Origin of the sequence: Streptomyces sp. NPDC048275 (genome assembly GCF_040652275.1) — a bacterium.
Classification (GTDB): Bacteria; Actinomycetota; Actinomycetes; order Streptomycetales; family Streptomycetaceae; genus Streptomyces.
Genome location: NZ_JBEZLR010000135.1, coordinates 1 through 24,030, shown reverse-complemented (window position 1 = coordinate 24,030; position 24,030 = coordinate 1). Strand labels below are relative to the sequence as shown.

Genomic DNA, 24,030 nt, shown 5'->3' with positions numbered 1-24,030 from the left:
AGCCGAGAGTGGGGGAGTCGGCAACCGACGACAACGCCGCAGATCGGCGTGCCAGACCCCGCGTCTCCGGCATGATCCGCCGGACAGGCCCTAGCCCCGTACGTCCTCCAGCCACAGCGCCACGTCCCCGTCCGGCCGTGCGACGGAGGCGAGCAGGCGGGGCGCAGTGATGCCCCACGGCTGCCAGGTTCGGGCGAGCCCGGACTCGTAGACATGTGCCTCGCGGCACCAGAAGTTCCAGTGCCGGGGGTCGTCGGAGGCCGCCCAGCGCGCGGAGGTGTCCTTGGTGCGGGTCAGGACCTTCAGGACCGCCGAACGGTCGTCGGCGGTGACGCGCCATACGCCGCCGGTGACGCCGTTCGCCGGGTTGTGAACGAGGGGTGCGAAGGCGGCTCGCTCGGGGGCTGAGCCCAAGACCTCGCGGACTTCCGCGCGGGGTGCCGGGGCGGTGTCACGCATGCCCCAAGACTAAGGGCTGTCCCCGAGACCTCGTAGGCCTTGTCCGTATCGGTCTCCCCGCCGCTCTCGCGCCGTCCCCGCAGTCACACGTGCACCGGGATGCCCGCGAAGAGGAACAGAACGCCCTGGTAGACCGCCGGTGATCGAGTTCACGGCGTCGGCTAAGGGCACGCCGGACTACGCCGCGCCGGCTTTCCGAAGAGCAGCGCCGACAGCACCGCGCCGACGGACAGCACGACGAAGGCGAGCAGACTGACCGTGACACAAAGCGGTGCGGTGTCCCGTATCGACTAGCGTCGTCACATGAGCCTCTCCCGCACCCTCACCGACGCCCTCGCCGCCGGCACGGTGGTCCTGGACGGCGGCATGTCCAACCAGCTCGAATCGGCCGGGCACGATCTGAGCGACGAGCTGTGGTCGGCGCGGCTGCTCGCCGAGCGGCCCGAGGCGATCACCGAGGCGCACCTCGCCTATTTCGAGGCGGGCGCGGACGTGGCGATCACGTCCAGCTACCAGGCCACCTTCGAGGGCTTCGCCCAGCGCGGCATTCCGCGGGAACGGGCGGCCGAGCTGCTCGGCCTCAGTGTCGGGCTGGCGCGTGAGGCTGCCCGCCGCGCGCACGCCAAGGGCGTCACCCGCCCGCTGTGGGTGGCCGCGTCGGTCGGCCCGTACGGGGCGATGCTCGCGGACGGTTCGGAATACCGGGGCCGTTACGGGCTGAGCGTCGACGAGCTGGAGCGGTTCCACCGCCCGCGCCTGGAGGTACTGGCCGCCGCCGCGCCCGACGTGCTGGCCCTGGAGACTCTGCCGGACACCGACGAGGCCGAGGCGCTGCTGCGGGCGGTACGCGGACTCGGTGTCCCGGCATGGCTGTCGTACAGCGTGTCCGGTGACCGGACCCGGGCCGGGCAGCCCCTGGAGGAGGCCTTCGCCCTGGCCGCCGACGCGGACGAGGTCATCGCGGTCGGTGTGAACTGCTGCGCCCCCGAGGACGTGGACGGCGCGGTCGAGACCGCGGCGCGGGTGACCGGCAAGCCGGTGGTGGTGTATCCGAACAGCGGCGAGGTGTGGGACGCCCGGGCGCGGGCTTGGAGCGGGCGGTCCACGTTCACGGCCGAGCAGGTGACCGGCTGGCAGCGGGGCGGGGCCCGGCTGATCGGAGGGTGTTGCCGGGTGGGGCCCGGGGCGATCGCGGGGATCGCGGGGGCGCTGACGTCTGTGCGGTAACTCCTGCGAAGCACGGGCTCAATGGGGACTTCACAGACGGGTGATGAAGTCCCCCTGACCCGTCTGTCGATCATGGAGGCCCTCTTGAGCGAGCCCACCACCGAGCAACTGGACGCCTATGTAAGGACCCGCCTCGCGTTGGCGGGTTTCGACCTGTCGCTGCTGCCGGAGGTGTTCGACGCCGATACCGGAGTGCCCACGCGGGGACAAGTGGTCGCCTCCCTGCGGTCGTTCGTGGCGTCCACTCCCGGTGCGATATCCGGGTGGACCCCGCCCGCGGACAGCCCTGCCTCCGCGCAACAGGCGTCCCCGCCCCTCATCTACCCCTCCATCACCGAGGCTTGGACGGGGAAGGTGGACGCCCGATGAGCAGATCCCTCAACCGCCGTGTATTCCTGGCGAGTTCGGCGGCGGTGGCCTCCGGGGTCGCGTTGCAGACGTCAGTGACCCCCGCGGCGGCGTTGTCGCCGTCACCCCGCGTCCCGGACATCGACGTACGCCAGGCAGCCCTGAACGACCCCTCCGAAGCCACCCTCGCCGAGGCCGTCGTCCTCATGCGGCGCGGAAAGCTCACCTCCACCACCCTCACCGAGGCGTACCTCGAGCGGATCGAGCGGTACGACCCCACGTATCAGGCCTACGCGGAGGTGACCGGCGACGCGGCGCTCGTGGCGGCACGGAAGTCGGACCGGGGTCAGGGAGCGCGGGGCGTACTGCGCGGAATCCCCCTCTGTATCAAGGACAACTACTTCACCCGGGGCGTGCCGACGCGTTGCAACTCCCTCGTCTTCGAGGACTTCGTCCCGGACGACGACGCCACCGCCGTCGCCCGGCTGAAGGCGGCCGGCGGGATCGTGCTGGGCAAGGGGCAGATGGGGCCCCTCGCCACCACCCGGGCCACGACGCCCAACGGGACCGTGACCACGGTCAACGCCTGGACGCCCGAGGATCCGAGCGTCGACCCTGGCGGCTCCTCGACCGGTCCCGCCTGCTCGGTGGCCGCGCGCATGGCGGCGTCCTCGATCGGCACCCAGACCGGCGGCTCCATCGTGCTGCCCTCCAACCAGCAGAACCTGACCGGTCTGAAGCCGACCATGGGCCGGGTCTCCCTCCACGGAGTCGTCCCGCTCTCGTTCACACGTGACCACGCGGGTCCGCTCGCCCGCGACGCGATGGACGCGGCCCTCATGCTCCAGGTCATGGCCGGTCCCGACGCCCTCGACCCGCGCACACTGGGGCTTCCGGACGTGCCCGATCTCGTCCGGGCCGCGACGCCGGTCGTGTCGCGCGGCGGGGCGGTCCGGATGCGCCGGGCCACCCGGATCGGCGTACCGTCCGACTTCCTGGCCGCGCAGAAGACCCTGCGCACCGCCCTGCTGGACCAGCTCGACGCGATCCCGGGCGTCACGCTCGTCGACATCACCTATCCCGCCGACTGGTCGCTGCTGACCGGCACGTTCAACGCGGCCCGGCTCGCCGAGCGCACCGAGCCGTTCCGGCACTGGTTGCGCGCCGACCCGGCCAAGTTCGGTGTCTCGCTGCTGAGTTGGCTCCAGGGCCTGATGCTCTCGGGCGACGAGTGGATCACGGCCCAACGGGCGAAGAACCATCTGCTGCGCGAGGTCCTGGACGGCGTCATGGACCGCTGCGACGTCCTGTTGCAGACCGGTCCGGTGCCGTTCGACATCCTCGGGCTGCCCGAGATCGCCTTCCCCATCGGCTTCGACGCGGCCGGGGTGCCCGTCGGGGCGATCCTCGGCGGCCAACCGTACGAGGAGGACCGGCTGTTGGAGGTGGCCGCCGCGTATCAGGCGGTCACCGACTGGCATACGCGGCGACCGGCCGATCCGGCAACCGCACGGTCCCTCCTGCGGACAGCGACCGCCCGTCCCCAGCTGTCGGCCGAAGAGGCGGCCGCCGCCTCCGCGTGAGTCAGACCCGACGTCCCACCCTAGGGCCTGTCCGGCGGATCAGGGCGCAGGGAAGCAACGGCGCCTGATAATCGCCGGTGCGCGGGGCCTGGTGCATGCAGTTGCAAGGCGGAGGAGGGCGTCGACGCGATGGGGGTCCCCCCGCTCGAGCGAAGCCGAGAGTGGGGGAGTCGGCAACCGACGACAACGCCGCAGGTGGGCGTGCCAGGCCCCGCGTCTGCGGCATGATCCGCCGGACAGGCCCTAGGGCCTGTCGTCGGGCAGGTGCGGCGCCTCCCCTGTAACAACCGGTTTCCCTCTCGCTGCCGGATGCGGGGCGTCCGGAGTGGCGAGAGGGACCCTGTGCGGGAGGGGAGGTTTCGCATTCGCCGCCCCTCGTCGTACGCCGCTCCCACTGCTAGCCTCCGGGCCCGGGAACCGGTTGCCCCAAGGGTTGCCGCACTCCCCAGGTGAGGAAGGGGGCCGGGCATGACCAGAAAGAGCACCACGGACGCCGGAAGCCGGCACACGATCCGGGACGTGGCGGCGCGCGCCGGGGTGTCCGCGTCGACGGTGTCGCGGGTGCTGGGCGGCGAGTACCCGGTGAGCACGGCGACACGCACGCGGGTGATGCGGGCGGTCCGCGAGCTGGACTACGTGGCCGACGCCCGCGCCAAGGCGATCGCCGGTGCCGGCACACCCACGCTCGCGTTCGTCCTCGACGACATCACCGGGCCGTCGTTCACGCACATGGCGCACGGCGTGGAGCGCGAGGCGGCCCGGCTCGGCCATCTGTGCCTGGTGTGCAGCACCGACGGCGATGCCGACCGGCAGCTGGAGTTCATCGAGATGATGCGCGCCCAGCGGGCCGCCGCGGTGATCCTCGTCGGCGGCACCACGGACAACGCGGACTACCGCGCGCGGATGGCCCGTATCGCCGATTCCCTGGCGTCGGCGGGATCGCGGCTCGTCCTGTGCGGGCGGCCACCGCTGGACCCCGGGACACCGGTCACGGTCATCGAGTACGACAACGAGGGCGGCGCCTACGCCTTGTGCGCGCACGTCCTGGCCCAGGGCCACCGGCGGGTCCTGTTCCTCGGGGGCGCGGCGGACAACACCACGGCGCTGGGCCGCGAGCGCGGTTTCCTCGCCGCGCACCGCGCCCGCGGCCTCGAACCCGACCCGGCGCTGTGCCTGACCGGTGGCTTCACCCGCGACTCGGGCCACCGCCTGGTGCGCCGGGCGCTGGACCAGGGACTGGACTTCACGGCGGTGATGGCCACCACCGACATGGTCGCCGCCGGCGCTCTGACCGCCCTGCGCGAAGCGGGCCTGCGCGTCCCGGCCGACGTCTCCCTCGTGGGCTACGACGACATCCCCTTCGCCCGCGATCTGTACCCGGCGCTGACGACGGTCCACGTCCCCTACGAGGAACTGGGCCGCCTGGCCGTCCGCACCGCCCTCGGCCGCACCCCCGACGCCCCGGACGAACACCTGCTCCTGGGCACGCATGTGGTGGTGCGCGACTCGGTGACACCACCGGCAGGACCGACGAAACCGCAGGCAGGACCGAACGCAGGACTGAAGGGTTGACGACGACAATGACATCCGGTCCGATCCGTCCCACCGACGGCTCGCACACCAGGCTCCGCCCGGCGACGACCGCCCGTATCACCGACGGTTTCTGGGCGGCGCGGCGACGTACCAACGCCGACGTCAGCATCCCGCAGGGCCCGTCGCGGCTGGAGGAGGCGGGAAACCTCGCCAATCTGCGGGCCGCCGCCGAGGGGAAGGGCACGTTCACCGGGGACTTCCAGTTCCAGGACTCGGATGTGCACAAGTGGCTGGAGGCGGCGTCCTGGCAACTGTCCGACAGCCCGGACAGCAAGGAACTCGCCGCGCACATCGATGAGTTGACGGCGCTACTCGCCGCCGCGCAGGACGAGAGCGGTTACCTCCAGACGTACTACCAGGTCGCCCACCCCGAATTGCGCTGGCAGGAGCTGGGCTGGGGCCACGAGTTGTACTGCGCGGGCCATCTCATCCAGGCCGCCGTGGCCCACCACCGAGCGACAGGCCGACGTGAACTCCTGGACGTGGCTGAGCGGTTCGCGCATCACATCGACGCGACGTTCGGCCGGGACAAGGCGATCGACGGCGTCTGCGGGCATCCCGAGATAGAGACGGCGCTGGTGGAGCTGTACCGGGAGACCGGCGAGCGCCGTCTGCTCGACCTCGCCGAGTACTTCGTCGAGCGCCGCGGGCACGGGGTGCTGAGCGCGGGCGCCGACCGCGGCCACGACCCCGGCCCGGCGTACTGGCAGGACCACGCCCCGGTGCGGGAGGCGCCGACGGTCGCCGGGCATGCCGTACGGCAGCTCTACCTGCTCGCGGGCGCCACCGATCTGGCCGCGGAGACCGGTGACCTCGAACTGCGGGCGGCACTGGAGCGCCTGTGGGACGCCATGGTCGCGACCAAGACCTACCTGACCGGCGGAGTCGGCGCGCGCCACGAGGGCGAGGCCTTCGGCGACGCGTACGAGCTGCCGCCGGACCGCGCCTACGCCGAGACCTGCGCGGCCATCGCCTCCATCCAGTGGTCCTGGCGGATGGCGCTGCTCACCGGCGAGGCGAAGTACTCCGACCTGGTCGAGCGGACGCTGTTCAACGGCTTCCTCTCCGGTGTCGGCCTCGACGGCAACAGCTGGCTGTACGTCAACCCGCTCCAGGTCCGCGAGGAGTACGACGCCGGTCCCGGTGACCAGACGGCCCGCCGTACCCCGTGGTTCCGCTGCGCCTGCTGCCCGCCCAATGTCATGCGGCTGCTCGCCTCACTCCCCCACTACGTGGCGAGCGGCGACGCGGAAGGACTGCAGCTGCACCAGTACGCGTCGGGTGTGTATGCCGCCGGGGAGGGAGCGGTCCGGGTGGAGACCGCCTACCCGTGGGACGGCCGGATCACCGTCACCGTCGAGGCGGCCCCGGCCGACCGTGACTGGTCGCTGTCGCTGCGCATCCCGTCCTGGTGCCCGGAGTTCACGACCACGGTCCCCGGCTGCGAGCCGCCCGCCGAGACGGGCGTCGGCTGGCTGCGGGTGCGCCGTCGCTGGTCCCGGGGCGACTCGTTCACGCTCGACCTCGACCTGGTCCCCCGGCTGACCCGCCCCGACCCGCGTGTCGACGCGGTGCGTGGCTGTGTCGCCATCGAGCGCGGGCCGCTCGTGCACTGCCTGGAAACCGTCGATCAGCAGCCCGGCGTCCGCCTCGACGACATCACCCTGCCGCAAGGCTCCGCCCTGACGTTCACACGTGAACGGGAGCTGCTCGGCGGGGTCGGCGTCATCACGGCCGACGGGCTCCGCCGGAGCGACGGAAGCGATGTACGGCTGACAGCGGTGCCGTACTACGCGTGGGCGAACCGGCGGGAGGGCGCGATGCGGGTGTGGATACCGCAGAGCTGACCTGTCTCCTCGACTCCGCGTCCCACAGCGCGAGTTCACGATCACGCGGCCCGTACACGGTGTGGGGTTCGCCCGCGCCGAAGATCCGCACCGGGTGCGAGGTGTCCCAGGCCTGCCAGCCCGGGTCTCCCTCGGCGGCGAACCGCACCCACGCCGCGTGCATCGCGTCGGCGAGCTCCTGCGGGCCACCCGCTCCCGCGAGCTGCGCCGAGGCCGGCGCCTCGACGGTGTCGAAGACGAAGCCGAGCTCCAGGGCATGGCAGGCGCCGAGGCCTGGCACGTTCGAGGGCCAGGCGAACTCGTAGACGTACGACGGTGATCGGGGCGGTCGGGCATCGGCGAGGCGGTGCAGCGGGACGCGTAGGAGATGGTCGGTGACCAGCTGGCCGACGAGATCGGCGGTGCCCGCGGCGGGGTGGATGGCACGGTAGCCGCGGGGCACCGCGTGGCCGCAGTGGCAACGGGCCATCGCGCCGGCCAGGGCGACCGGGCCGAGCCGGTCGACGCGTTCCATCAGTCCGCCCGGCACCAGCCACAGCCGGTACTCCTCGCTGGTCCAGCCCAGCAGCAGTTCGACGCCGGGCGCGGCACCCTCGACGAGGGCTTCCAGGGGGTCGCGCGGGACCAGGTCGCCGTCGACGACGATTCCGAAGGCGGGCCCGCCCAGCACGGGGCTGCTCAGTCTGCTGACGTCGGCCTGGGTGCGCAGCAGCAGGGCGCGGTCGACGGAGGCGAACGCCTCCGCCGTCGCCGGGACCTTCAACCGGGTGGCCATCCTGCGGACCATCCGGCGCACCTTGTCGCGATCGCTCGCCTCGGGCGGCCCGCTCTGCAACACCGCCCGGCGGAACAGCCCTTCGGCACGCGGGGCGGCCAGCAGCGCCCCGATGCTGATGGCCCCGGCCGACTCGCCGAAGACGGTCACCCGATCCGGATCCCCGCCGAACTCCGCGATCGACTCGCGCACCCACTCCAGGGCGGCGAGCTGGTCGCGCAGTCCCGGATTGGGCGGCGCGTCGGGGAACAGACCGTAACCCTCCACGCCCAGGCGGTAGTTGATCGAGACGAGGACCACGCCGTCGCGGGCGAAGCCGCGCCCGTCGTACACGGGCACGGCCGACGAACCGCGGGTCAGCGCCCCGCCGTGGATCCACACCATGACGGGCAGCCGGGCACCGGGTCCGGGCTCCGGCGTCCACACGTTCAGGTTCAGGCAGTCGTCGCCGGGTACGACGGGGTCGGCGAGCAGCCGCGCGAACACCTCGGAGTACGGCGGTTTGGGCGGCGTGGACCCGAAGGCGCCCACGTCACGCACACCGTCCCAGGGCTCGGGAGGCTCCGGCGGCCGGAAGCGACGGAGGCCGAACGGCGGGGCCGCGTACGGGATGCCGCGGAAGACGGCGATCCCGTTCTCGTACCTGCCGCGCACCGCTCCGTACGGGGTGGTGACCACCGGGTCGCTCGTCTTCACCATCAGGCCATCACATCACTCCGACGGCCTTTCCGCGGACGTCCCTGTTCGACGTACATCAGGACGTCCCTGTCATCCGCGCGTCGGTCGCGCCCGTGCCGCTCCTCCTGGCCGAGGAGAAGCTCGGCGGCGTGTTCGGCATTTCGAAAGTTTCGGCCTGCTTCGACGTGCGGGGAATTCCGTGAATGCCGACTTCTTCACGTCGTGTTGAGGCGGCCTTAATGTAGGAACCGGTTGCTACGCGGTCAATGTCTCGGTCGCGTGCGCAGCGCTGTTCGAAACTTTCGATGGCCCTCGGGCGGGCCGGGGAGGCGGGCTCTCATGGTCCGTACGGGAAGCGTGACCGGTCCGACGCTGGCGGTCGTCGCCCGCGAGGCGGGGGTCTCCGTGCCGACGGCATCGAAGGTGGTCAACGGCCGGGACGATGTGGCGCTCGAGACCCGAAGAAGGGTCACCGAGGCGCTGGACCGGCTCGGCTATGTACGCAGACCCCGCTTCGACGCGACAAAGCCTCCGGGGCTGGTCGACCTCGTGGTGCATTCGCTGGAGAGCTCCTGGTCCGGCGCCGTGCTGCACGGCGTGGAGGGCGCGGCTCACGACGCGGGCCTGGAGGTGGTGGTCTCGGCGGGCCTGACCCGGACCAGGGGTGGGCGCCCGGAGCGGGACTGGCTGGACAAGCTCACCACCCGTGGATCGTCCGGGGTGGTGTTCAACCTGGCCGAACTGACCCCGTCCCAGTACGCCTGGCTCGACCAGCACCGCGTTCCGTTCGTGATGATCGACCCGGTGCTCGAGCCGCCGCCGGGGGTCGTCTCGGTGGGCGCGGCGAACTGGCAGGGCGGAGTGATGGCGACAGAACATCTCCTCGCCCTCGGCCATGAGCGCATAGCCGTCATCGGGGGGTACCGCCGCAAGATGTGCAGCAGCGCCCGGGTCGCCGGCTACCGCTCGGCCCTGGCCTCGGCCGGGCTGCGGCATCGCCCCGAGTACATCCGCTACGGCAGCTTCGACGAGAGCGGCGCCCACCGCCGCACGCTGGAACTCCTCGACCTCCCGGAACCGCCCACCGCCGTGTTCGTCTGCTCGGACAAGATGACCCTCGGCGCCTACCAGGCCCTGGCGGAACGCAAGTTGAGCGTGCCGGACGATTTCAGCGTGGTCGGCTTCGACGACCTTCCCGAGTCCCGCTGGGCCACCCCGGCGCTCACCGCGGTGCGCCAGCCGCTCTCCGAGATGGCCGCGACGGCGCTGCGCCTGCTGGTGCGGATGATGGCGGGCGACCAGCCGGAGGGCACACGTACGGAACTGTCGACACGGCTGGTGGAGCGGTCGAGCACGGGCCCGGCGCCGATGGTCTAAAAAGCAGCCGCCCAGCTGATGCCGCCGAGCAGATGCGCACGGAAGTCCGGATCCTCGTACGCCTGAGAGGCATGCCCGAGCGCGGTGTAGAAGACCCGGCCCGCGCCCTGCTCCCGGCACCACACCAGCGGGTGGTCGTCGCCCATCCGCCCTCCCTCGTAGGAGGATTCGTCGGCGGTGGCGAGCACGCGCACCGAACCGCGTGGGTTGGCCCGGAAGTCGTACCACTCGTCGGTGAAGTCCCATACGGACGGCAGGTGTCGGGTCGCCGGATGGTCGTGATCCTCCACCACCACCTTGCCCGGTTGGAAGTCCGGATGCCGGTCGAAGCGCGCGCCGAGCAGTTCGCCGTAGTACGGCCAGTCGTACTCGGTGCAGGCCGCCGCGTGCACGCCGACGAACCCGCCGCCGGCCTCGACGTAGGCCGCGAGCCGCGAACGCCCGCGCGGGGTCAGCACCTCCCCGCTGGTGGAGAGGAAGACGATCGCGGCGTAGGCGTCGAGAGGCGCTTCCAGCACCCCGGGGTCCTCCGTGGCGACGACACCGAACCCGTGTTCGTCCCCGAGGGAGCGTACGGCGGCCACGGCGTCCGGGATGGAATCGTGCCGGTAGTCGGTGGTGCGGGTGTGGACGAGCACACGGGAGGTCATGGCCCCGAGCCTAGGGCCTGTCCGGCGGATCAGGCCGGAGGAAAGCAACGGCGCCGCATCAACGCAGGCGAGCGGGGTCTGGTGCGTCCAGCTGCAAGGCGGAGGAGGGCGGCGACGCGGAGCGTCGGCAACCGACGACAACGCCGCAGATGGGCGCACCAGACCCCGCGTCTCCGGCATGATCCGCCGGACAGGCCCTTAAACCGCTGCCCTCAACCCGTCGTCCCCACCTCGTTGTCGGGAGCCCCGTCCCCCACCGGGGGAAGGTCACCACGCTCGACCGGCGCGACGGCGGTCGGGGCGGGCGGCAGGACGGCGGCCAGTTCGCTGGTGTCCGGACGGTGGGCGGACTCGACGGCGGCGCGCAGAACGGCCCGGGAAACCGCGCCCTCGTCGGCACTCACCCGGATGACGTGCCCCTTCTCGGCGACCGCGTACGAGTGTTGCCCACCCCCGCTCCGGTACCAGGCGGAGCCGTCCCGCTCGCACACCGTGCGCTCGTCGGACGCCTCGCCGCCCGGCTGCTTCGGGCAGCTCGCCGTCGTCATGGTGTCCCGGTCCACGGAGAGTTGGATCTGGGCGCCGCTCTTCTCGGACCAGTAGGCGGCGGAGAAGCCGTCGCCGCCGTACACACCGACCGACTGCCGGGCGAGGGTGAAGCCCGGGGCCTTTGTGACGTACACGAGTTCCGGCGCGATCTGCAACGCCCGGGCGCGGGCCTCGAGTTCGGCCCGGTCGGGGCCGGTGGGCGTGGGGGCGGCCGTTCCGGCGCCGGCCTTCTCGGTACCGCATCCCGTGAGCAGTAGAGGGAGCAGCACCAGCGGAAGCAGCAGCACGCGCACAGGTCGACTCATGCGCCCATCCTGCCGCACAGGCGTTCCACAGGCACCTGAAAGGCGGGCGGGTCACGGGCAGCGGGACAGCCCTGGGGCCGTGCACCGTTTCCAGGGTGACAGACCGGGTCGGGGGCCGTGCACGGTGCGGGGCCCAGACCGTGTCCGATTCATTCAAGCCCCCCGCACGTGGCCGGCCCTAACGTGACGGCATGACTCCACGATTCGATCTGATCGGCCTGGTCGTCACCGACATGGCCGCCTCTCTCGCCTTCTATCGCCGCCTCGGGCTCGTCTTCCCCGAGGGCTCCGAGGAACAGCCGCATGTCGAGGCCGCGTTGCCCGGCGGGCTGCGGCTGGCGCTCGACACCGAGGAGACGATCCGGTCGTTCCACCCGCAGTGGCAGCCGTCGGCCGGGGGCGGCAGGGTCGGCCTTGCCTTCCTGTGCGACAGTCCCGCGGAGGTCGACTCCGTGTACGAGGACCTGGTCGGCGCCGGTCACCACGGCGAGCTCAAACCGTGGGACGCCGTCTGGGGCATGCGGTACGCGGTCGTGCTCGACCCGGACGGCAACGGTGTGGACCTGTTCGCCCGGCTACCCTCGACCGACTAGGCCGCCGAGGGTCGTCCCCGCCAACTCCCGTACGTCCCGGGCCAGATGGGCCTGATCCGCGAACCCGGCCCGGGCCGCCGTCTCGGCGAAGGGAACCCCGGCCCGCGCAAGGGCGAGCGCCCGCTGCAGTCGCAGTACGCGGGCCAGCGTCTTGGGGCCGTATCCGAAGGCGGACAGTGAGCGGCGGTGCAACTGTCGTGCGCCGAGGCCGAGTCGGTCGGCGGTGGCCGCTACCGGCCACCCCTGCTCCAAGGCCGCCACCAGCTCCCGCAGCAGTGGATCGGGGGGCTCCACGTCGGCCGTCCAACGCCACGTCCTCCAGTGCCCGCGCGGGATCTGCGGCCGCGTCCACGCGCGCGGTCAGCCGCCGCACCTGAGCGGCAGGCCACAGGTCCGCCAAGTCGACGCGCCGGTCCCGCAGTTCGTGCGCGGGGACCCCGAGGAACGCGGGTGCCGTACCGGGGTAGAAGCGGACGCCGGCCCAGGGGCCGGTCGCGTCTTCGGGAACGTACGCGTGTGTGTCGGGCCCGGCGACCAGCAGCCGCCCCTCGTGCCACAGCAGGTCCATACAGCCGTCGGGCAGAACGGCCGCCACCGAGGAATCCACCGCCCCCGCCGAAGAACCCGATGTCCCCCGGGTCCACACCACGGCGCCCGGCAACCGCGAGGCACGCTCCGCATACCCGGATGTCACGTCACGCCGCCCGCGTCCGGTGCTCCTGCGGGCTGACCCCGGACACCCGCTTGAAGGCGCTGGACAGCGCGAACGCACTGCCGTAGCCGACCTGGCGGGCCATCGCGTCGAGGGTGTCGTCCGTTTCGCGCAGGCGGTCGGCGGCCAGGGCTAGGGCCTGTCGTTTGGATCAGGTCGCGGGGAATCGGCGATGCCTTGTCGGCGCCGGTGAGCGGGGTCTGGTGCGTGCGGCTGCAAGGCGGAGGAGGGCGTCGATGCGGAGCATCGGCAACCGACGACAACGCCGCAGATGCGCGCCCCATCTCCTCGGCGAGGATCGGCGTCAGCGGGCAGTCCCACACGTCCTGGGTGAGCGAGAGCAGTGGCGGCAGGGCGTCGAGCAGCCGGCCGCTGACCTCGCCCTGCATCAGGTACGTCCCGATCAGCAGCACCGTGGAGCCCTCGAGCCGGTCGCCCCAGCTGCGTACGCCGAGGTCCCAGTGGCCCTTGAGCGACCGCCCGTCGGGGTAGATGCACGCACCCCCCGGCAGGATCACCGCCTGGGGTGCCGTCCCGGGGTCGTCGGCGCAGGTGTACGGGTCGGGGCCGCGCGTGATGGCGAGGTCGCCCGCCCGCAGCCGCACCGGTTCGCCGGCGTCGGGCATCACCCAGGCATCGCCGCGGACCACCAGCATGATCGTCAGGGGGGCGCGGTCCTCGACGTGGATGCACCAGGGCGGGTCGAAGCACGCCCGGATCATGAAGGCGCCCCGTGCACGGGGGCCCTCCAGCAGGCCGGCGAGTGCGTCCATGGCGTCAGCGTAAACGGCCCCGGGGATCCGTCGTAGTCGCTCGCGTAGGGGAATGAGCCCTTCGCCGATGGGCCGCGGGGACCGCTCGGCGTCCAGCAGATCCTGGGCCGCGCGCCGCGCGACTTCTCGGATTTCGTCAGGGAGGCCGCCGCGGCCGGGGCCTGGAAGGTGTAGACGCCAACGGCCATGGCCGCGGCGTCACTCCCCAGCCGCCGCCTCACTCCCCACGAGGGGGAACTTCCCCGTTCTTGTGCGGCTGGTGATGGGGCTGATGCGGGTGATGCGTGCTCTTCACATGCGTCCGCAGCCGGGACGTCACGTCCTCCGGGGGCAGGAAGCGCGACCAGCGTTCCGGGAACTCGGAGGGCATGTCCGGGTCGTCGGGATCGGGGTCGGCCGCACGGGAGGCGGCAGCGCGGGCGACGTACTCGGCGGCCTGCTCCTCACGCAGGCGTTCGTTCGCGGCGCGGGCGGCGGCCGTGGCGGCGGCCGGCCAGATCCGGTCGATCGCGGCGTTGACCGCGGCGCCGACGAGGACCGCGAACGCGGACACGCCGATCCACAGCAGGACGGCGACCGGCGCGGCCAGTGAGCCGTAGATCGTGGGCCCCTCGACCGTGTTCATCAGGTAGATGCGGAGCAGGAAGCTGCCGAGCACCCACATCCCCAGGGCCACCAGGGCGCCCGGCACGTCCTCGACCCAGGGGGAACGGACCGGCACGGACACGTGGTAGAGCGTCGTCAGGAAGACGATCGACAGGACGATGACGACCGGCCAGTACAGGACCTGCACGAGGGTCGTCGACCACGGCACGATGTTCACCACCGCGTCCGGGCCCGCGACCATCAGCGGCAGCGCGACCGAGCCGATCATCAGCGCGACGATGAACAGCAGGAACGACATCAGCCGGGTCTTCACGATCCCGCGGGCGCCGTCGAGGCCGTACATCACGGTGATGGTGTCGATGAAGACGTTCACCGCGCGGGAACCCGACCACAGGGCGAACAGGAAGCCGAGCGAGATGACGTCGGGGCGGCCGCCCTTCATCACGTCGTGGAGGATCGGCTGGGCGATCTCGGTGACGCCCTTGTCGGACAGCACCGTGCGGGACGCCTCCAGGATGTTGCTCTCCAGGCTGGCGATCGAGTCGGCGCCGGTCCAGTCGTCCACGTAGCCGAGCAGTCCGATCATGCTCAGCAGCAGCGGCGGTACGGACAGCAGGGTGAAGAAGGCGGCCTCGGCCGCCAGCCCCAGGATCCGGTACTCCATGCAGGAGTTGACGGTGTCCTTGAGAAGCAGCCAGGCGGTCCTGCGCTTCGACACATTTCTGTACAGCGCGCGTGCGCGGTGAAAGCGGCCCGAAGGAGGCCGTTCAGGTGTTTCTTTTGCCTGGTGCACGTCCTTACCGTATCCGTATGGCAGCCAGCACCCACACCGTGACCAACCAGGCTCCGCCCCTGGTCGGATATGACGTCTTTGCCGCCGACCGGGCCCTCGTGGAGGCCCTCGAGCGGCACCTGGATCCCTCTCTTCTCGACGAGGCGCGCGAGGAGCTGTCGATCCTCGGCGTCAGTACCGGATCCGCTCAGGTGCAGGAGTGGGGGGTGCTGGCCAACGAGAACCCGCCGAAGCTGCGCACCCACGACCGCTACGGCAACCGCATCGACGAGGTCGAGTTCCATCCCGCCTGGCACCGACTGCTCGGCAAGGGGGTGTCGGCAGGGCTGACGGCGGCCTGGAACCGCCCCGGCGGACACCTCAGGCGCGCGGCGGGCTTCGTCGTCTGGACGCAGGCCGAGGCGGGCCACGGCTGCCCGCTGTCGATGACCCACGCGGCGGTGCCCGCGCTGCGCACCGACCCCGCGCTCGCCGCCGAGTGGGAGCCGCGGCTGACGTCCACCGTGTACGACCAGGGGCTGCGGCCCGCCGCCGAGAAGGCCGGCGTGCTCTTCGGGATGGGCATGACAGAGAAACAGGGCGGCAGCGACGTACGGTCCAATACGACGTCGGCGCGGCCGCTCACCGAGGACGGCACCTACGAGCTGACGGGGCACAAGTGGTTCTGCTCGGCGCCGATGTCGGACGGTTTCCTCGTGCTCGCGCAGGCCCCGGGCGGGCTGACCTGTTTCCTGGTGCCGCGCGTGCTGGCGGACGGCACGCGCAACGTGTTTCGCATCCAGCGCCTCAAGGACAAGCTCGGCAACAAGTCCAACGCGTCGAGCGAGATCGAGTTCGACGGGACCTGGGCGCGCCGGGTCGGGGACGAGGGGCGCGGGGTGCGCACCATCATCGAGATGGTCTCGGCGACCCGTCTGGACTGTGTGCTCGGCGCGGCCGCTCTGATGCGGCAGGCCGTCGCGCAGGCCGTGCACCACTGCACCTACCGGGAGGCCTTCGGCGGCAGGCTGATCGACAAGCCGCTGATGCGCAACGTACTGGCGGATCTGGCGCTGGAGTCGGAGGCGGCGACGACGCTGGCGATGCGGCTGGCGGCGGCGTACGACGAGGGCGGCGAGCAGGAGCGGGCCTTCCTGCGGCTCGCGGTGCCGGCCGCCAAGTACTGGGTGACCAAGCGCTGCACGGCCGTGGCGGTGGAGGCGCTCGAGTGCCTGGGTGGCAACGGGTACGTCGAGGAGTCCGGTATGCCGCGGCTGCTGCGCGAGTCGCCGCTCAACTCCATCTGGGAGGGCGCGGGCAACGTACAGGCCCTGGATGTGCTGCGGGCGCTCCAGCGGGAGCCGCAGGCGCTCGACGCGTTCCTGCGGGAGGTGGGCCGGGCCCGCGGGGCCGACCACCGCCTCGACGGCGCGATCAAGAACCTGCTGACCGAACTCGCCGACCTGGAAGGCATCGAGGGCCGGGCCCGCCGGCTGGTGGAGCGCATCGCGCTGGTGCTGCAGGGCTCGCTGCTCGTCCGGTACGCGCCCGCGGAGGTCGCCGACGCGTTCTGCGCCTCACGCCTGGGGGGCGACTGGGGCGCGGCTTTCGGCACCCTGCCGCACAGTCTGGATCTGGCCACCGTGGTGGAGCGGGCACGACCGGTCGCGTGAAGCGGCGGTGCGGGGGTGGTGCCGCGCCGACACGGCACCACCCCCGCTCGCCGGCCCCGTTGTCAGGAGCGCATACGCCGCACGGGCGGCGTTGCTCAAGTTTCGGACTCCGTACGACTGTTCGCCAGGGTTGCAAGGGGTTGCAACTTTCTCTCACCTGTGGGCGGACTGTGTCCCTCCGCCAGTGCCGGGCGGCACTATGAGGACAGCAGTCGGTACGGGCCCGAAGACCCGTGACCGAAAAGGGCTGCGGACAATGGCCGCAGCCCGTCCGGGGAGGATCCAGTGGCGCACTCGCGGATCGACGTGAAGCGGCTCGCCGCACTGGACGCCGCACAGGCCGCGCACCTGCTCCGCGAAGTACGCGACGCCACGCTCTCCGGGCAGCCCGCCCCCCTCGCGCCGCGCCCGGTGATCGAGCAGTCCTGGGAGCGCATGCTGCGCTGCGGTGTCGACCCCGACCACGACTTCCGGGCCGGGCTGCTCGTCCACGAGGAGGTCGAGCGGCGGCGCCGGACCTCGGAGTTGCGGCACGTCATGCCGGTGCTGCGCGAAGGGCTGCTCCCGGTCGCGGACGTCGCCCACCACATCATGGTCGTCGCGGACGCGGAGGGCCGGGTGTTGTGGCGCGAGGGCAGCTCGCCCGTGCTGCGCAAGGCCGACTGGTTCGGCTTCGAGCCCGGCGCCGACTGGCGCGAGGACGTCGTCGGCACGAACGGCGTGGGCACCCCGCTGGTCGCCCGCCGCCCCGTCCAGGTCTTCTCCGCCGAGCACTTCGTGCGCACCCACCATTCGTGGACGTGCACCGGGGCGCCGATCACCGACCCGCGCGACGGGAGTCTGATCGGCGTCGTGGATGTGAGCGGGCCGCTGGACACCCTGCATCCGGCCACGCTCGCCCTGGTCGCCTCCGTGGCCAAGCTCGCCGAGGCGCGGCTGCGGGACCTGCATCTGACCTCGCTTGAGCGGCTGCGCGCGGTGGCGGCGCCGGTGCTGGCCCGGCTCGGCGGGCGCGCCGTCGCGGTGGACCAGGACGGCTGGACCGCGGCGGTCACCGGGATGCCGTACACGAACCGGCTCGCGCTGCCCAAGGCTCCCTCTCCGGGGCGGAGTTGGCTGCCGACGCTGGGGCTGTGCGTGCTGGAGCCGCTGCCCGGCGGCTGGCTGATCCGGGCCGCCGACGAGCCGGGCCCCCCTGGGGCCACACGGATCGTCCTGGACCTGGCGCACCCGCGCCGCTGGTCGGTCACCGTAGCGTCCGACGCGGGCTCCTGGCGCCACGAACTGAGCCCTCGGCACGCCGAGTTGCTCTACCTCCTGGCCGTCCGACCCACCGGCCGCAGCGCCGCGGGCCTCGCCGACGACCTGTTCGACGACCCCGGCCGTACCGTGACGGTCCGGGCCGAGATGTCGCGTGTACGGCGCTATCTCGGGGCCTTTCTGGAACACCGCCCGTATCGCTTCCGCGAGGACGCCGAGGTCGAGTTGCTCCTCCCGGAGAACCCCCGGGATCTGCTCCCGCACTCCACGGCACCGGCGGTATGCGGGGCGCGCTTCACCGACTCCCCTTCCACCGTGACAGGGCCGGACGCGCCCTTGAAGAGCCGAACATGCCCATAAAGGGACTGACATGCACTTAAAGTGCTGGTCGCGCACTTAAAGAGCCAGACATGCCCATAAAGAACCGGACGTGTCCTTAAAGAGCCGGACGTGTCTCTAAAGAGGCGTGGCGAGCGTATTTCGCGGACGTCTTCGGGGGTCTTCGCCCGGGCTCGTGGCTCTCTGCCGTAACATCCCCTCACAGGCCACCCCACCCGTCTCTCCGTCAACGTTCTGGCCATGAGAGGCAGTTGGCCTTCCTCGGGAGGACGCATGAAGCAACGCGGCAGGCACCGTCGCAGGCGAAGGGGACAGGCGCTGCGTGCCACCCTGGCCGGAACCGCCCTCGCGCTCACCGCGGCCGCGACGCTGATCAGTACCTCCCAGGCGACCGGCGACAACACTCCGGGCACGCTGACCCCGGTCACCTCCTCCTCGGAGATCGGCAGACTCCGGCTGCACGAGAACCTGGTCACCGAGGACACCCTCGACACGCTCACCAAGGACATGGGCGGCAACGTCGGCGTCTCCGGCGTTCTTACCGGCGCCGACCACACGATGCGCGCCGAGGCGGACTGCTCCGGCACCGAGCGGGCCGCACTGCCCCTCGAGCCGGTCGCCACGCGCGCGTACTGCTGGGCCGGCGAGGACGCGCGGACCCAGGAGTGGCTGCCCCGCTCCGTCACCACCTCGGGCGACGGCCACGACAACGGCCAATGGGGCGGACGGCGGGTCATCGTGGCGGGCTGGAGCCACAACGACCACGCGGCGGGCGAACCCGCCCGGGACAAGGGCCTGGCCCGTGTCGCCCTCATCGACGCATCCGACCCAGCGGCTCTCACGTACCGCTGGGTGCTGCTCGTCGCCCCGCGCGACGACGGCAAGGACTTCGACGCGGTCCGCGCCGACATGGGCGGAATGGTCTGGTACCAGGACAAGCTGATCGTCACCGCCCGCGACGGTGCGGGCCTGCTCGTCTTCGACCTGCACCGCGTCCTGCAGGCCGGGGTGGACAGCGAGGCGATCGGCAAGGTGCGCGGCGGCTACTCCGCGCACGGCTATCAGTACGTGCTCCCCGCCGTCGGCTCGTACAGCCCGGCGGGCGGCACCTGCGGCGGCGAAAAATCCGCCCCCTGTATCGGTTCCCTCTCGCTGGACCGCACCTCGGCGCCGGGCAGCCTGGTCGCGACGGAGGGTTCCGGAAGCACGGACCGGACCCGTGTCTGGCGGTACTCCTACAGCACCGCCGCCGACCGCACGGGCCTGCTCGGCAGCGACTCGCTGGGCCGCGTCGACGCGGCCGAGGCCTACCGGACCAAGGCCGCCGGACTCTCGGGCGTCCTCTCACACACGCCCGCGGGGGCACGCAAGGCCGACTGGTACGTCGGACACGCACCCGACAGCGGCGGCAAGCACGGCACCCTCTGGCGGCAGAGCGGGAGCGGCGCCAAGGCGGTCCGGTGCACCGCGGACCAGTCGTACGCCTGCTGGGGGCAGCACACCGCGTCCCTGTCGTACTGGCCGCAGACCGGCGAGCTGTGGACGCTGAGCGGGGCGGGGGCGGACCCGGTGCCGGAGCGGGTGCTGTACGCCGTTCCGCTGACCTCGGTGGACAGATCGCTGGGGTAGCGAGGCCCCGGGAGGCGGGGTCGGCTTTGGAGGCGAGCGCGCCTCCGTGGTTCCCTGGCCCGCATGAGCAACGCCACTGTGACCACCTGGTCCCTGGAGCAGACGGCCCCGACCGATCTCCTTCCCGCGATCGCGCCCGACGGGGACGTCCGGATCGTGCGGTCCGAGGTCCCCTCGCCCGAGTTCAGCCGCTTCCTGTACGCGTCGGTCGGCGGGGACATCCGCTGGACCGACCGGCTCGGCTGGACGTACGAGCAGTGGCAGCAGGCCCTGGACAAGCCGGGCGTGGAGACCTGGGTCGCCTACGACCGGGGGACGCCCGCGGGCTATGTCGAGCTGGACCCGCAGGACGACGGCGTCGTGGAGATCGTCTACTTCGGACTGATCCCCGCCTTCCGCGGCCGGCGGATCGGCGGCCATCTCCTCTCGCACGGGGTCGCGCGGGCCTGGGACCTGGCGGAGCGCCGGCCGGGGCTGGCCGAGACGAAGCGTGTCTGGCTGCATACGTGCAGCAAGGACGGTGAGCACGCCATGGACAACTATCTGCGACGCGGGTTCAAGCTCTTCGACACCAAGGTGGAGGAGGAGCCGGAGGAGGCCGCACCCGGGCCCTGGCCGGGAGCGCGGGCCGTCTGACCTGGCGACGGCGTTCCGACAGCGCCCCGGCACCCCGCCCATGGCCTGCCGGGACGCCCCGGAATACCCGGCCGTGTGACCGACGACACCCCTGTCCCACGATTCGAGACAAGGGTGTCCACATGACGGATGATGGTGGACTGTCCGGAGATCCCCGTGACACGCTTCCGTCATGTCTGGAACTGGAATTGCCTTGGTGAGTCGGCGGCACGTCGACCTCGGCCGCATGTCCAGCGCCATCTGTCCGGCGAGCTGACAGCCCCGGCCCAGCCGACATTTCCCCCTTTGCCTCGCTCTGCGCAATGACGCGCGCGTACTTCCGTATGTGTCCGTTTGCGCAGGTTAGAGCCGCCCTCCTTCCTGTCCCGCAGTCCCGAAGGACGTATCAACCATGGCCGCCACCCCGCAGAATCCCGACGCCGCGCCCCGCCGCAAGGTGAGCCGTCACCGTGGCGAGGGTCAGTGGGCCGTGGGTCACTTCACCCCGCTCAACGGCAACGAACAGTTCAAGAAGGACGACGACGGTCTCAACGTGCGGACACGCATTGAGACGATCTACTCCAAGCGGGGCTTCGACTCGATCGACCCCAATGACCTGCGCGGACGTATGCGCTGGTGGGGGCTTTATACCCAGCGCAAGCCCGGGATCGACGGCGGCAAGACCGCGATCCTGGAGCCGGAGGAGCTGGACGACGAGTACTTCATGCTGCGCGTCCGTATCGACGGCGGCCGGCTGACCACCGATCAGCTGCGCGTCATCGGCGAGATCTCGCAGGAGTTCGCGCGCGGCACCGCCGACCTCACCGACCGGCAGAACGTGCAGTACCACTGGATCCGCATCGAGGACGTCCCGGAGATCTGGAACCGGCTGGAGGCCGTCGGGCTGTCCACGACCGAGGCCTGCGGTGACACGCCCCGCGTCGTCCTCGGCTCGCCCGTCGCCGGGATCGCCGAGGACGAGATCATCGACGGCAGCCCGGCCATCGACGAGATCCAGCGCCGGATCATCGGCAACAAGGACTTCTCGAACCTGCCCCGCAAGTTCAAGTCCGCGATCTCCGGCTCGCCGCTCCTCGACGTGGCGCACGAGATCAACGACATCGCCTTCGTCGGCGTGAACCACCCGGAGCACGGCCCCGGCTTCGATCTGTGGGTCGGCGGCGGCCTCTCCACCAACCCGAAGATCGGCCAGCGCCTCGGCGCCTGGGTCCCGCTGGACGAGGTCGCGGACGTCTACGAGGGCGTCATCTCGATCTTCCGTGACTACGGCTACCGGCGCCTGCGTACCCGCGCCCGCCTGAAGTTCCTGCTCGCCGACTGGGGCGTGGAGAAATTCCGCCAGGTCCTGGAGGACGAGTACCTCGAGCGAAAGCTCGTCGACGGCCCCGCCCCGGACCAGCCGGTCGCCCGCTGGCGCGACCACGTCGGTGTGCACCGGCAGCGGGACGGCCGTTTCTACGTCGGCTTCGCGCCGCGCGTGGGCCGCGTGGACGGCGCCACCCTCACGAAGATCGCCGAGCTGGCCGAGGCACACGGCTCGGGCCGTCTGAGGACCACCGTCGAGCAGAAGATGATCGTGCTCGACATCGAGGAGGACCAGGTCGCGTCGCTGGCCGAAGGCCTCGAAGCGCTCGGCCTCACCGTCAATCCCTCTCCCTTCCGGCGCGGCACCATGGCCTGCACCGGCATCGAGTACTGCAAGCTCGCGATCGTCGAGACCAAGGCGCGCGGTGCTTCCCTGATCGACGAACTCGAGCGCCGCATCCCCGAGTTCGACGAGCCGATCACCATCAACATCAACGGCTGCCCGAACGCCTGCGCCCGTATCCAGGTCGCGGACATCGGTCTCAAGGGCCAGCTGGTCCTCAACGACCAGGGCGAGCAGGTCGAGGGCTTCCAGGTGCATCTGGGCGGCGCACTCGGTCTGGAGGCCGGTTTCGGACGCAAGGTCCGCGGCCTGAAGGTCACGTCGGACGAACTGCCCGACTACGTCGAGCGGGTCCTGAAGCGTTTCCAGGAGCAGCGCGAAGACGGCGAGCGCTTCGCCACCTGGGCCGCCCGCGCCTCTGAGGAGGCGCTGTCGTGAGCGAGCGCGCTGCCCCTTTCTACTGTCCCTACTGCGGTGACGAGGACCTTCGTCCGAGCGAGCAGGGTCACGGCGCGTGGGAATGCGCGGCGTGCAATCGAGCCTTCCAGTTGAAGTTCCTCGGGCTGCTCTCCCGGGGACTTCGGCAGGACGATCGTGGAGGGGCAGAGATATGACGACGATTCAGAAAGAGCGTACGGGCGAGGACTTGAAGAGCCTCGCCGAGCAGGCGGGGCGCGACCTCGAGGACGCCTCCGCCCTGGAGATCCTCCAGTGGGCGGTCGACACCTTCGGCAAGAAGTTCTGTGTCACCTCCTCCATGGAGGACGCGGTCGTCGCCCACCTCGCCTCGCGTGCCAGGCCCGGCGGCGGCCGAGTCGACGTGGTCTTCCTCGACACCGGCTACCACTTCCCGGAGACCATCGGCACCCGGGACGCGGTCGAGGCCGTGATGGACGTCAACGTCATCACGCTCACCCCACGCCAGACGGTCGCCGAGCAGGACGCCGAGTACGGCCCCGAGCTGCACGACCGCAACCCGGACCTGTGCTGCGCGCTGCGCAAGGTCAAGCCCCTTGAGGAGGGCCTGACCAGGTACGACGCCTGGGCGACCGGGCTGCGCCGCGACGAGTCCCCGACCCGGGCGAACACCCCGGTCGTCGGCTGGGACGCGAAGCGTCAGAAGGTCAAGATCTCGCCGATCGCCCGCTGGACGCAGGACGACGTGGACGCGTACGTCGCCGAGCACGGGGTGCTCACCAACCCGCTGCTGATGGACGGCTACGCCTCCGTCGGCTGCGCGCCCTGCACCCGCCGGGTCCTGGCGGGCGAGGACGCGCGCGCCGGCCGCTGGGCGGGACGCGGCAAGACCGAGTGCGGGCTGCACGAATGACGACGACCGCCACGCCGACGACCGCGACCGCCGCGGCCGGCGAGAACCCCCACAACTCCCGGGAGAAGCAAGTGACGACCGGAGCCACCGTCTGGCTCACGGGTCTGCCGAGTGCCGGCAAGACCACCATCGCGTACGAGCTGGCCGGCCGACTGCGCGAGGAGGGCCACCGCGTCGAGGTGCTCGACGGCGACGAGATCCGCGAGTTCCTCTCGTCGGGCCTCGGCTTCTCCCGCGCCGACCGCGACACGAACGTGCAGCGGATCGGCTTCCTCGCCGAGCTGCTGGCGCGCAACGGCGTCAAGGCGCTCGTCCCGGTGATCGCGCCGTACGCGGACAGCCGTGAGGCGGTGCGCACACGGCACCGGAGCGCTGGCACCACGTACCTGGAGGTGCACGTGGCGACCCCGGTCGAGGTGTGCAGCGAGCGGGACGTGAAGGGGCTGTACGCCAAGCAGGCCGCGGGCGAGATCTCGGGGCTCACCGGTGTCGACGACCCCTACGAGGACCCCGCGTCGCCCGATCTGCGCATCGAGTCGCACCACCAGTCCGTGCAGGAGTCCGCGGCCGCGCTGCATGCGCTGCTCACCGAGAGGGGTCTCGCATGACGACCGCCGTCACCGTGCACGAAGGCACCGAAAAGCCGTACTCCCTGTCACACCTGGACG

General features: G+C 71.4%; 21 protein-coding genes and 4 pseudogenes. 17 read left to right on the top strand and 8 right to left on the bottom strand.

All coding sequences use genetic code 11. From position 1 onward, the window contains the following. Nucleotides 1–90 precede the first annotated feature (90 nt). Nucleotides 91–459, bottom strand: a complete 369-nt coding sequence (locus AB0D57_RS43335; RefSeq protein WP_362087263.1) for a hypothetical protein — start codon at nt 457–459, stop codon at nt 91–93. 303 nt (nt 460–762) lie between these two features. Between AB0D57_RS43335 and mmuM the strand changes: the two genes are divergently transcribed. The 5 genes from mmuM (at nt 763) to AB0D57_RS43310 (ending at nt 7,057) form a co-directional block, all read left to right on the top strand. After that, nucleotides 763–1,686: a homocysteine S-methyltransferase gene (gene mmuM / locus AB0D57_RS43330; RefSeq protein ID WP_362087260.1), complete on the top strand. Its 924-nt coding sequence runs from the start codon at nt 763–765 to the stop codon at nt 1,684–1,686. Between the two features lie 84 nt (nt 1,687–1,770). Then, nucleotides 1,771–2,055 carry a hypothetical protein gene (locus AB0D57_RS43325; RefSeq protein ID WP_362087257.1) on the top strand — a complete coding sequence of 95 codons (285 nt, stop codon included), beginning with the start codon at nt 1,771–1,773 and terminating at the stop codon, nt 2,053–2,055. After that, complete coding sequence (locus AB0D57_RS43320; RefSeq protein WP_362087254.1) at nt 2,052–3,617, top strand: amidase; 1,566 nt, start codon at nt 2,052–2,054, stop codon at nt 3,615–3,617. The genes AB0D57_RS43325 and AB0D57_RS43320 overlap by 4 nt, the downstream gene beginning before the upstream one ends. A gap of 468 nt (nt 3,618–4,085) precedes the next feature. Further along, nucleotides 4,086–5,189, top strand: coding sequence for a LacI family DNA-binding transcriptional regulator (locus AB0D57_RS43315; protein ID WP_362087251.1), 1,104 nt, complete (start codon nt 4,086–4,088; stop codon nt 5,187–5,189). Between the two features lie 8 nt (nt 5,190–5,197). Further along, a complete protein-coding gene (locus AB0D57_RS43310) occupies nt 5,198–7,057 on the top strand; it encodes a beta-L-arabinofuranosidase domain-containing protein (protein WP_362087248.1) in 1,860 nt (619 codons plus the stop codon). Here AB0D57_RS43310 and AB0D57_RS43305 read toward each other — a convergent pair. Then, the gene (locus AB0D57_RS43305; protein WP_362087244.1) at nt 6,939–8,531 is read right to left on the bottom strand and encodes a carboxylesterase family protein; all 1,593 of its coding nucleotides are present in this window, start codon (nt 8,529–8,531) and stop codon (nt 6,939–6,941) included. The genes AB0D57_RS43310 and AB0D57_RS43305 overlap by 119 nt on opposite strands. A 318-nt stretch (nt 8,532–8,849) precedes the next feature. Here AB0D57_RS43305 and AB0D57_RS43300 point away from each other — a divergent pair, with 318 nt between their 5' ends. After that, nucleotides 8,850–9,887 (top strand): substrate-binding domain-containing protein, encoded by a 1,038-nt coding sequence (locus tag AB0D57_RS43300; protein WP_362087241.1) that lies wholly within the window; start codon nt 8,850–8,852, stop codon nt 9,885–9,887. On the opposite strand, the gene AB0D57_RS43295 is transcribed toward AB0D57_RS43300, so the two are convergent. Both AB0D57_RS43295 and AB0D57_RS43290 read right to left on the bottom strand, forming a co-directional pair. Then, nucleotides 9,884–10,537 carry a ThuA domain-containing protein gene (locus AB0D57_RS43295; protein ID WP_362087238.1) on the bottom strand — a complete coding sequence of 218 codons (654 nt, stop codon included), beginning with the start codon at nt 10,535–10,537 and terminating at the stop codon, nt 9,884–9,886. The two genes, AB0D57_RS43300 and AB0D57_RS43295, sit on opposite strands and share 4 nt — an antisense overlap. 212 nt (nt 10,538–10,749) lie before the next feature. Next, a complete protein-coding gene (locus tag AB0D57_RS43290; protein WP_362087235.1) occupies nt 10,750–11,391 on the bottom strand; it encodes a hypothetical protein in 642 nt (213 codons plus the stop codon). 191 nt (nt 11,392–11,582) lie between these two features. Here AB0D57_RS43290 and AB0D57_RS43285 point away from each other — a divergent pair, with 191 nt between their 5' ends. Further along, the gene (locus AB0D57_RS43285) at nt 11,583–11,984 is read left to right on the top strand and encodes a VOC family protein (RefSeq protein ID WP_362087232.1); all 402 of its coding nucleotides are present in this window, start codon (nt 11,583–11,585) and stop codon (nt 11,982–11,984) included. Here AB0D57_RS43285 and AB0D57_RS43280 read toward each other — a convergent pair. The 3 pseudogenes from AB0D57_RS43280 to AB0D57_RS43270 all read right to left on the bottom strand — a co-directional run. Then, nucleotides 11,967–12,678: pseudogene (locus tag AB0D57_RS43280) on the bottom strand (helix-turn-helix transcriptional regulator). The gene AB0D57_RS43285 and the pseudogene AB0D57_RS43280 sit on opposite strands and share 18 nt — an antisense overlap. A gap of 1 nt (nt 12,679) precedes the next feature. Further along, a pseudogene (locus AB0D57_RS43275) lies at nt 12,680–12,832 on the bottom strand (helix-turn-helix domain-containing protein); the annotation flags it as partial. A 139-nt stretch (nt 12,833–12,971) separates the two neighbouring features. Then, nucleotides 12,972–13,469, bottom strand: a pseudogene (locus AB0D57_RS43270) (cupin domain-containing protein); the annotation flags it as partial. Nucleotides 13,470–13,556: 87 nt separating this feature from the next. Between AB0D57_RS43270 and AB0D57_RS43265 the strand changes: the two are divergent. Further along, nucleotides 13,557–13,643: pseudogene (locus AB0D57_RS43265) on the top strand (NmrA family transcriptional regulator); the annotation flags it as partial. 43 nt (nt 13,644–13,686) lie between these two features. Here AB0D57_RS43265 and AB0D57_RS43260 read toward each other — a convergent pair. Next, nucleotides 13,687–14,868 (bottom strand): YihY/virulence factor BrkB family protein, encoded by a 1,182-nt coding sequence (locus tag AB0D57_RS43260; protein WP_362087229.1) that lies wholly within the window; start codon nt 14,866–14,868, stop codon nt 13,687–13,689. Nucleotides 14,869–14,885: 17 nt separating this feature from the next. Here AB0D57_RS43260 and AB0D57_RS43255 point away from each other — a divergent pair, with 17 nt between their 5' ends. The 9 genes from AB0D57_RS43255 (at nt 14,886) to cysC (ending at nt 23,970) form a co-directional block, all read left to right on the top strand. Then, nucleotides 14,886–16,520 carry an acyl-CoA dehydrogenase family protein gene (locus AB0D57_RS43255; protein ID WP_362087226.1) on the top strand — a complete coding sequence of 545 codons (1,635 nt, stop codon included), beginning with the start codon at nt 14,886–14,888 and terminating at the stop codon, nt 16,518–16,520. 285 nt (nt 16,521–16,805) lie between these two features. Next, nucleotides 16,806–18,140, top strand: a complete 1,335-nt coding sequence (locus AB0D57_RS43250; RefSeq protein WP_362087223.1) for a GAF domain-containing protein — start codon at nt 16,806–16,808, stop codon at nt 18,138–18,140. 252 nt (nt 18,141–18,392) lie between these two features. After that, a complete protein-coding gene (locus AB0D57_RS43245) occupies nt 18,393–19,748 on the top strand; it encodes a hypothetical protein (RefSeq protein WP_362087220.1) in 1,356 nt (451 codons plus the stop codon). Between the two features lie 63 nt (nt 19,749–19,811). Further along, nucleotides 19,812–20,384, top strand: coding sequence for a GNAT family N-acetyltransferase (locus tag AB0D57_RS43240; protein ID WP_362087217.1), 573 nt, complete (start codon nt 19,812–19,814; stop codon nt 20,382–20,384). Nucleotides 20,385–20,556: 172 nt separating this feature from the next. After that, nucleotides 20,557–20,640 (top strand): putative leader peptide, encoded by an 84-nt coding sequence (locus tag AB0D57_RS43235; protein ID WP_309486338.1) that lies wholly within the window; start codon nt 20,557–20,559, stop codon nt 20,638–20,640. Between the two features lie 135 nt (nt 20,641–20,775). After that, nucleotides 20,776–22,470: a nitrite/sulfite reductase gene (locus AB0D57_RS43230; RefSeq protein ID WP_362087214.1), complete on the top strand. Its 1,695-nt coding sequence runs from the start codon at nt 20,776–20,778 to the stop codon at nt 22,468–22,470. Then, on the top strand, nt 22,467–22,646 hold the full coding sequence (locus AB0D57_RS43225) for a hypothetical protein (protein WP_362087211.1): 180 nt from the start codon (nt 22,467–22,469) through the stop codon (nt 22,644–22,646). Before AB0D57_RS43230 ends, AB0D57_RS43225 begins: the two co-directional genes overlap by 4 nt. Further along, nucleotides 22,643–23,362, top strand: coding sequence for a phosphoadenylyl-sulfate reductase (locus AB0D57_RS43220; RefSeq protein ID WP_362087208.1), 720 nt, complete (start codon nt 22,643–22,645; stop codon nt 23,360–23,362). Before AB0D57_RS43225 ends, AB0D57_RS43220 begins: the two co-directional genes overlap by 4 nt. Before the next feature lie 71 nt (nt 23,363–23,433). Further along, nucleotides 23,434–23,970 (top strand): adenylyl-sulfate kinase, encoded by a 537-nt coding sequence (gene cysC, locus AB0D57_RS43215; RefSeq protein ID WP_362087266.1) that lies wholly within the window; start codon nt 23,434–23,436, stop codon nt 23,968–23,970. The last annotated feature ends 60 nt before the right edge of the window (nt 23,971–24,030 follow it).

Coding starts and splice junctions, on each gene's coding strand:
- AB0D57_RS43245 (WP_362087220.1), top strand. CDS start 18,393: ATGAAGCAACGCGGCAGGCACCGTCGCAGGCGAAGGGGACAGGCGCTG.
- AB0D57_RS43335 (WP_362087263.1), bottom strand. CDS start 459: ATGCGTGACACCGCCCCGGCACCCCGCGCGGAAGTCCGCGAGGTCTTG.
- AB0D57_RS43290 (WP_362087235.1), bottom strand. CDS start 11,391: ATGAGTCGACCTGTGCGCGTGCTGCTGCTTCCGCTGGTGCTGCTCCCT.
- AB0D57_RS43310 (WP_362087248.1), top strand. CDS start 5,198: ATGACATCCGGTCCGATCCGTCCCACCGACGGCTCGCACACCAGGCTC.
- AB0D57_RS43255 (WP_362087226.1), top strand. CDS start 14,886: ATGGCAGCCAGCACCCACACCGTGACCAACCAGGCTCCGCCCCTGGTC.
- AB0D57_RS43240 (WP_362087217.1), top strand. CDS start 19,812: ATGAGCAACGCCACTGTGACCACCTGGTCCCTGGAGCAGACGGCCCCG.
- AB0D57_RS43300 (WP_362087241.1), top strand. CDS start 8,850: ATGGTCCGTACGGGAAGCGTGACCGGTCCGACGCTGGCGGTCGTCGCC.
- AB0D57_RS43320 (WP_362087254.1), top strand. CDS start 2,052: ATGAGCAGATCCCTCAACCGCCGTGTATTCCTGGCGAGTTCGGCGGCG.
- AB0D57_RS43285 (WP_362087232.1), top strand. CDS start 11,583: ATGACTCCACGATTCGATCTGATCGGCCTGGTCGTCACCGACATGGCC.
- AB0D57_RS43230 (WP_362087214.1), top strand. CDS start 20,776: ATGGCCGCCACCCCGCAGAATCCCGACGCCGCGCCCCGCCGCAAGGTG.
- AB0D57_RS43295 (WP_362087238.1), bottom strand. CDS start 10,537: ATGACCTCCCGTGTGCTCGTCCACACCCGCACCACCGACTACCGGCAC.
- mmuM (WP_362087260.1), top strand. CDS start 763: ATGAGCCTCTCCCGCACCCTCACCGACGCCCTCGCCGCCGGCACGGTG.
- AB0D57_RS43305 (WP_362087244.1), bottom strand. CDS start 8,531: ATGGTGAAGACGAGCGACCCGGTGGTCACCACCCCGTACGGAGCGGTG.
- AB0D57_RS43220 (WP_362087208.1), top strand. CDS start 22,643: ATGACGACGATTCAGAAAGAGCGTACGGGCGAGGACTTGAAGAGCCTC.
- AB0D57_RS43315 (WP_362087251.1), top strand. CDS start 4,086: ATGACCAGAAAGAGCACCACGGACGCCGGAAGCCGGCACACGATCCGG.
- AB0D57_RS43235 (WP_309486338.1), top strand. CDS start 20,557: ATGTCTGGAACTGGAATTGCCTTGGTGAGTCGGCGGCACGTCGACCTC.